The following is a 5050-nucleotide window of genomic DNA, read 5'->3' on the forward strand; positions in this document are numbered from 1 at the left end:
GCCCCACTGCCGTGTGCGCCGCGCGCAGCCGGGCGACCAGGCGGCGGCCGTACCAGAATCCGGGCCTGCCGAGGGCGGGGCTCGCGTCGCCGTCGTCGGGCTCGGGCTGGTGCCGCGGCGGGAGTTGCGACTCGTACGCGCTCCAGGTGCGGTGCGAGAGGTACCAGAGCAGGGCGGTCAGGGCGGTCGGGACGAGGGCGGCGAGAGCGAGGCGGCGGCCGGGCTGGCTCCACCAGCCGCCGGCGCCGTGCGCGTCGACGGAGAGGAAGCCGAGCCAACTGCGCTGCTGTGCACAGGCCGGGGTGCCCGCGCACTGCCAGGCCGTCAGGTCGAGGGCGACCTCGCACGCGGCGGCGACGAAGAGCACCGTGAGCGTGAGTCCCGTCAGACGCACGAGGAGGCCGTAGAGGCGCACCGCGCGGGACCTGCGGCGGGCGTTGGGCCGCATCCAGTGGGCGAGGTTGACGACCATGAAGGGCAGTAACAGCAGCCACAGGGCCCGCGATCCGTCGCCCGAGGTGAGGTTGCACCACACGTACGCCTCGGGCACGGGTTTGCCGCGGTAGTCCTCCGGGCGGCTCTCCGCGTCGGCGTCCTCGACGCGGCGGTACACCGCTGCCGTCTCGTCACCGGACACCCGCACGGTGCGCGGATCGTCGAGCATCTCCTGGGGTGTCGTGCCGCCGACGCCGTGGACGAGCAGTTCCAGGGCGGTCTCGTCCGCGACCGCCTCCTCGTGCTGCCGGTGGTTCTCACGCGCCATGTGTGGTGTCCCCCGTTCTTGGACCGTGACCAGGATCCCGGCTCCGCGCTCCCGTGTGCATCCCTCGTCACGTAATCTCCCCGATCGTGTGGCACCGATGTGCCGGTCACGCACTCGGGCGGTGGGACGGCTGTCGGTGGCGCGTGCGAGGATGACGCTGCAGTGCAGGCCGTGTGGCACGTGGGACGAGGCGAAGGGACCCGACGGGACGTGAGCGAGAATCAGAACCTCCTCGCGGAGCAGCGCCGCGCCCTGATCCTCGACGAGGTCCGCCGCCGCGGCGGCGTCCGGGTCAACGAGCTGACGCGCAAGCTCGGCGTCTCCGACATGACGGTCCGCCGCGACCTGGACGCGCTGGCCCGCCAGGGCGTCCTGGAGAAGGTGCACGGCGGGGCCGTCCCGGTCGTCGAGGCGAGTACGCACGAGCCGGGCTTCGAGGCGAAGTCGGGTCTGGAGCTGACCGCCAAGGAGGACATCGCCCGCACGGCCGCGACGCTGACCGCGCCGGGCACCGCCATCGCCCTGTCGGGGGGTACGACCACGTACGCGCTGGCGCAGCAGTTGCTGGACGTGCCGGACCTGACGGTGGTCACCAACTCGGTGCGGGTGGCCGACGTGTTCCACGCCGCGCAGCGCAGTTCCGGTACGCGGCAGGGCGCGGCGACGGTCGTCCTGACCGGCGGCGTGCGCACCCCGTCCGACTCGCTGGTGGGTCCGGTCGCCGACCAGGCCATCGCCGCGCTCCACTTCGACGTGCTGTTCCTCGGTGTGCACGGCATAAGCGCGGAGGCCGGCCTGTCCACGCCGAACCTGGCGGAGGCGGAGACGAACCGGCGCCTGGTGCAGTCCGCGCGCCGGGTCGTGGTGGTGGCCGACCACACCAAGTGGGGCACGGTGGGCCTGAGTTCGTTCGCGACGCTGGACCAGGTGGACACGCTGGTGACGGACGCGGGGCTGCCGGTCGAGGCGCGCGCGGAGGTCTCCGAGCACGTGCGGCTGGTCGTCGCCGGTGAGCCGGATGCCGGTACAGACATCTGACGGACCGCCAGCTATGGTGGCGCTGCCCGGTCAACCAGTCTGTTCCGCTTGCCCGTTGGGGCGTCCTGCTTGGGGGCTGAACGCACATGGCACGCCGTCTTCTGCCCGTCGGCCTCGACTTCGCCGAAACCGCACCGCTCAAGCTCGTGTTCGCCCGTGAGGTGTCGGCGCTGCCGGGGGCGGTGTACCGCGCGCTCGCCGAGGACGTCGCCGACTGGCCCCGGTGGTTCTCGGCGGTGACGGCGGCGCGGCCGCTGGACGACGGGGCGCGGCGGGAGGTCCGCCTCAAGGGCGGCACGCGCTTCCTGGAGACCATCGTCGCCGCCGAGCCCGACGGGGTGTACGCCTACCGGGTCGACGAGACCAACGCACCCGGGGTCCGGGCCCTGTTGGAGGAGTGGCGGATCGTCGCCGTGCCCGGCGGGTCGCGGGTGCAGTGGACGTTCGCGGCGGACGGGGCGGCACCGTTCCGGATGGGCTTGAAGGTGGGACGGGCCGGCCTCGGGCGGGCTTTCCGGGATGCGGTGGGGGCGCTGGAGCGGCGGCTGGCGGCCGCGCCTGCCTGACCGTCCCCGATGCCGCGCCCAGCGCCGGGAGTTGACGCCCCTGGGCGCGCTCCTCGCACCCAGGGGTGGGCCGCGCCGGGACCTACTGCGGCCACTCCCCCGTCTCCAGGAGCAGCCGGATCGCCTCCGCGTACGGGCCGATGTCCAGCCCCTGCTGCGCGAGCCAGTCGTCCGAGTAGTACTTGTCGAGGTAGCGGTCCCCGGGGTCGCACAGCAGGGTGACCACGCTGCCCGTGCGGCCCTCCGCCACCATCTCCGCAATGATCTTGAGCGCGCTCCACAGGCCCGTGCCCGTCGACCCGCCCGCCTTGCGGCCGATGGTCTGCTCCAGGGCGCGGACCGCCGCGACGCTCGCGGCGTCGGGGACCTTCATCATGCGGTCGATGGCGCCGGGCACGAAGCTCGGCTCCATGCGCGGACGGCCGATGCCCTCGATGCGGGAGCCGCAGTCGCTGGTGGCGTCGGGGTTGTTCGTCGTCCAGCCCTCGAAGAAGCAGGAGTTCTCCGGGTCGGCGACGCAGATGCGGGTGTCGTGCTGCATGTAGTGCACGTAGCGGGCGAGCGTCGCCGAGGTGCCGCCGGTGCCGGCCGTCGCGACGATCCAGGTCGGACAGGGGTAGCGCTCCAACTCCAGCTGCCGGTAGATCGATTCGGCGATGTTGTTGTTGCCGCGCCAGTCCGTGGCCCGCTCCGCGTACGTGAACTGGTCCATGTAGTGGCCGCCGGTGCGCGCGGCGAGGGCCGCCGACTCCGCGTACATCATCCTGGAGTCGTCGACGAAGTGGCACTGTCCGCCGTGGAATTCGATCAGTCGGCACTTCTCGGCGCTCGTCGTACGCGGCATCACGGCGATGAAGGGCACGCCGATCAGCTTCGCGAAGTAGGCCTCCGAGACGGCCGTCGAGCCGCTGGAGGCCTCGATCACCGGGCGGTCCGGCCGGATCCAGCCGTTGCACAGGCCGTACAGGAACAGCGAGCGGGCGAGGCGGTGCTTGAGGCTGCCGGTGGGGTGCGTCGACTCGTCCTTCAGGTACAGGTCGATGCCCCAGTGCTCGGGCAGCGGGAAGCGCAGCAGGTGGGTGTCGGCGGAGCGGTTGCTGTCGGCCTGGACCTTGCGGACGGCCTCCTTGAGCCAGGCCCGGTAGGCGAGGTCCGTGTGGTCGACGTCGAGCGTCGGCATCGGCCGGCCTGCCGTGCCGTCGCCTGCGGGACGGCCCTGTTGCATCGTGCTCACCGCGCGGCTCCTTCGCATCGTTCCGAACACGGCGCGGGCGGGACCTCGGGGGAAGTGAGGCGCCACAGGGCCAGGTTCGGGCCCGGCCCGAAACGGCCGGACACCCCGATCATAGACACCTTCCACACGCTTCTCACCTGCATAAACACGCCTTTGAGCGCCTCAAAGGCACGCCTGGCGGAGCCGGGGAACGCCCGCGCGAAGGGGCGCATATTCCGTTTGCGCCCATTGCTTCACACTGCGTCCACATGCGCACTGGTGCTCCTGGCCGGGTGCGTGCAGACTGCACGACAGACACGCGATCGCGCGGCAGATGTGCACTCAAGGGGGCGGGACGGCATGGCGGAGCCGGAGTTCAGTGCGACGGGCGTGCGGATCGGGCGAAGGCTGCGCTCGCTGACCCGCGCCGGACAGATCCGGATCGCGGGCGGCAGGCTCGAACTGCTGACGAGCTACGGCAGCGAGATCGACAGCGCGCCCTTGCGTGAAGTCCGTGCGGGCAAGCCCTGGTTCGGCGCCGAGGACCGCGCGACGGCCGAGGTGGACGGCAGGCGGTACCTCCTGCGGCTGGGCCGCCCGGGTGAGACCGCCGGACCCCCCGCGGCCAGCCGGTTCATCGAGGCCGTCCGCAGCGCCACGGCACGCACTAGCTGAGCCGGGCAGTACCCGCAGCAGCCGCCGAAGTTGCACGCCCGTACCCCCTGGGTCACTCTGGTCACACATCACTACTCAGGGTTTACCGGCGATGACGCTGCGAACCAGCCCGCCGGACACGTAGCGGGCGGTCCTGTCACAGCGTGATCGCTCCGCTCGATCCGTTCTCGTCTTCTTCCGGACCTCATTCGGGGAGTCGCAGCCGTGATCAGCCAGCCGAGCAGGCATTGCACGGTGGAGCTCCAAGCCCTGCCGTCGCGGATCCGCCAGGTCCGCAGAATCGTATCGGCGCAGTTGCGCTACTGGCATCTCGATCCTCTGGTCGACCTCGCGGAGCTCGGAGTCACCGAGCTGCTGACGAACGTCCACCGGCACGCCGAGCCGGACAAGATGTGCGCCGTGGAGATCGAGCTGCTCGGGGACCGGCTCACGGTCTCCGTGTCCGACCACGATCCCCGGCCGCCGGTCGTGCGCGACGCGGACGCCCTCGCCACCTGCGGTCGCGGGCTCGCGATGGTCGCTTCGGTCAGCGAGAGCTGGGGGGTGCGACCGGCCGCCGACGGCGGGAAGGTCGTCTGGTTCACGCTGCCCGCCCCGTCGCCGGCCGTGTCCGTGCCCGCGTACCCGGTGTACCGGTCGTCGGCCGCGCTCCGGGCCGAGGCGCCGGAACACGCTCCCGCCCGGTCGGCCGTCGCAGGCTGACCGGGCGGTGAGGACCGCTGCCGTGCGTCACTGCGTCGCGATCGCGCGCAGGACGTCCAGGCGTGCCGCCCTGCGGGCCGGGCGCAGGCCCGC

Annotated in this window: 5 protein-coding genes and 1 pseudogene; 4 read left to right on the forward strand and 2 right to left on the reverse strand. The window is 72.1% G+C overall.

All coding sequences use genetic code 11. From position 1 onward, the window contains the following. Window positions 1–763: pseudogene (locus G3I40_RS16010) on the reverse strand (hypothetical protein); the annotation flags it as partial. A gap of 210 nt (window positions 764–973) precedes the next feature. Here G3I40_RS16010 and G3I40_RS16015 point away from each other — a divergent pair. Continuing rightward, window positions 974–1801, forward strand: coding sequence for a DeoR/GlpR family DNA-binding transcription regulator (locus G3I40_RS16015; RefSeq protein WP_164302837.1), 828 nt, complete (start codon window positions 974–976; stop codon window positions 1799–1801). A gap of 86 nt (window positions 1802–1887) precedes the next feature. After that, window positions 1888–2367 carry an SRPBCC family protein gene (locus G3I40_RS16020; protein ID WP_164302838.1) on the forward strand — a complete coding sequence of 160 codons (480 nt, stop codon included), beginning with the start codon at window positions 1888–1890 and terminating at the stop codon, window positions 2365–2367. An 82-nt stretch (window positions 2368–2449) separates the two neighbouring features. On the opposite strand, the gene G3I40_RS16025 is transcribed toward G3I40_RS16020, so the two are convergent. Next, complete coding sequence (locus tag G3I40_RS16025) at window positions 2450–3592, reverse strand: PLP-dependent cysteine synthase family protein (protein WP_203644162.1); 1143 nt, start codon at window positions 3590–3592, stop codon at window positions 2450–2452. Window positions 3593–3940: 348 nt separating this feature from the next. Between G3I40_RS16025 and G3I40_RS16030 the strand changes: the two genes are divergently transcribed. After that, window positions 3941–4255, forward strand: coding sequence for a hypothetical protein (locus G3I40_RS16030; RefSeq protein WP_164302839.1), 315 nt, complete (start codon window positions 3941–3943; stop codon window positions 4253–4255). A gap of 204 nt (window positions 4256–4459) precedes the next feature. Further along, on the forward strand, window positions 4460–4957 hold the full coding sequence (locus tag G3I40_RS16035; protein ID WP_164302840.1) for an ATP-binding protein: 498 nt from the start codon (window positions 4460–4462) through the stop codon (window positions 4955–4957). The last annotated feature ends 93 nt before the right edge of the window (window positions 4958–5050 follow it).

Origin of the sequence: Streptomyces sp. SID14478 (assembly GCF_010548525.1) — a bacterium.
GTDB lineage: Bacteria > Actinomycetota > Actinomycetes > Streptomycetales > Streptomycetaceae > Streptomyces.

What these genes read in the sequence shown, in the direction of transcription:
- G3I40_RS16020 (WP_164302838.1), top strand. Translation starts at nt 1,888, where the DNA reads ATGGCACGCCGTCTTCTGCCCGTCGGCCTCGACTTCGCCGAAACCGCA.
- G3I40_RS16025 (WP_203644162.1), bottom strand. Translation starts at nt 3,592, where the DNA reads ATGCAACAGGGCCGTCCCGCAGGCGACGGCACGGCAGGCCGGCCGATG.
- G3I40_RS16030 (WP_164302839.1), top strand. Translation starts at nt 3,941, where the DNA reads ATGGCGGAGCCGGAGTTCAGTGCGACGGGCGTGCGGATCGGGCGAAGG.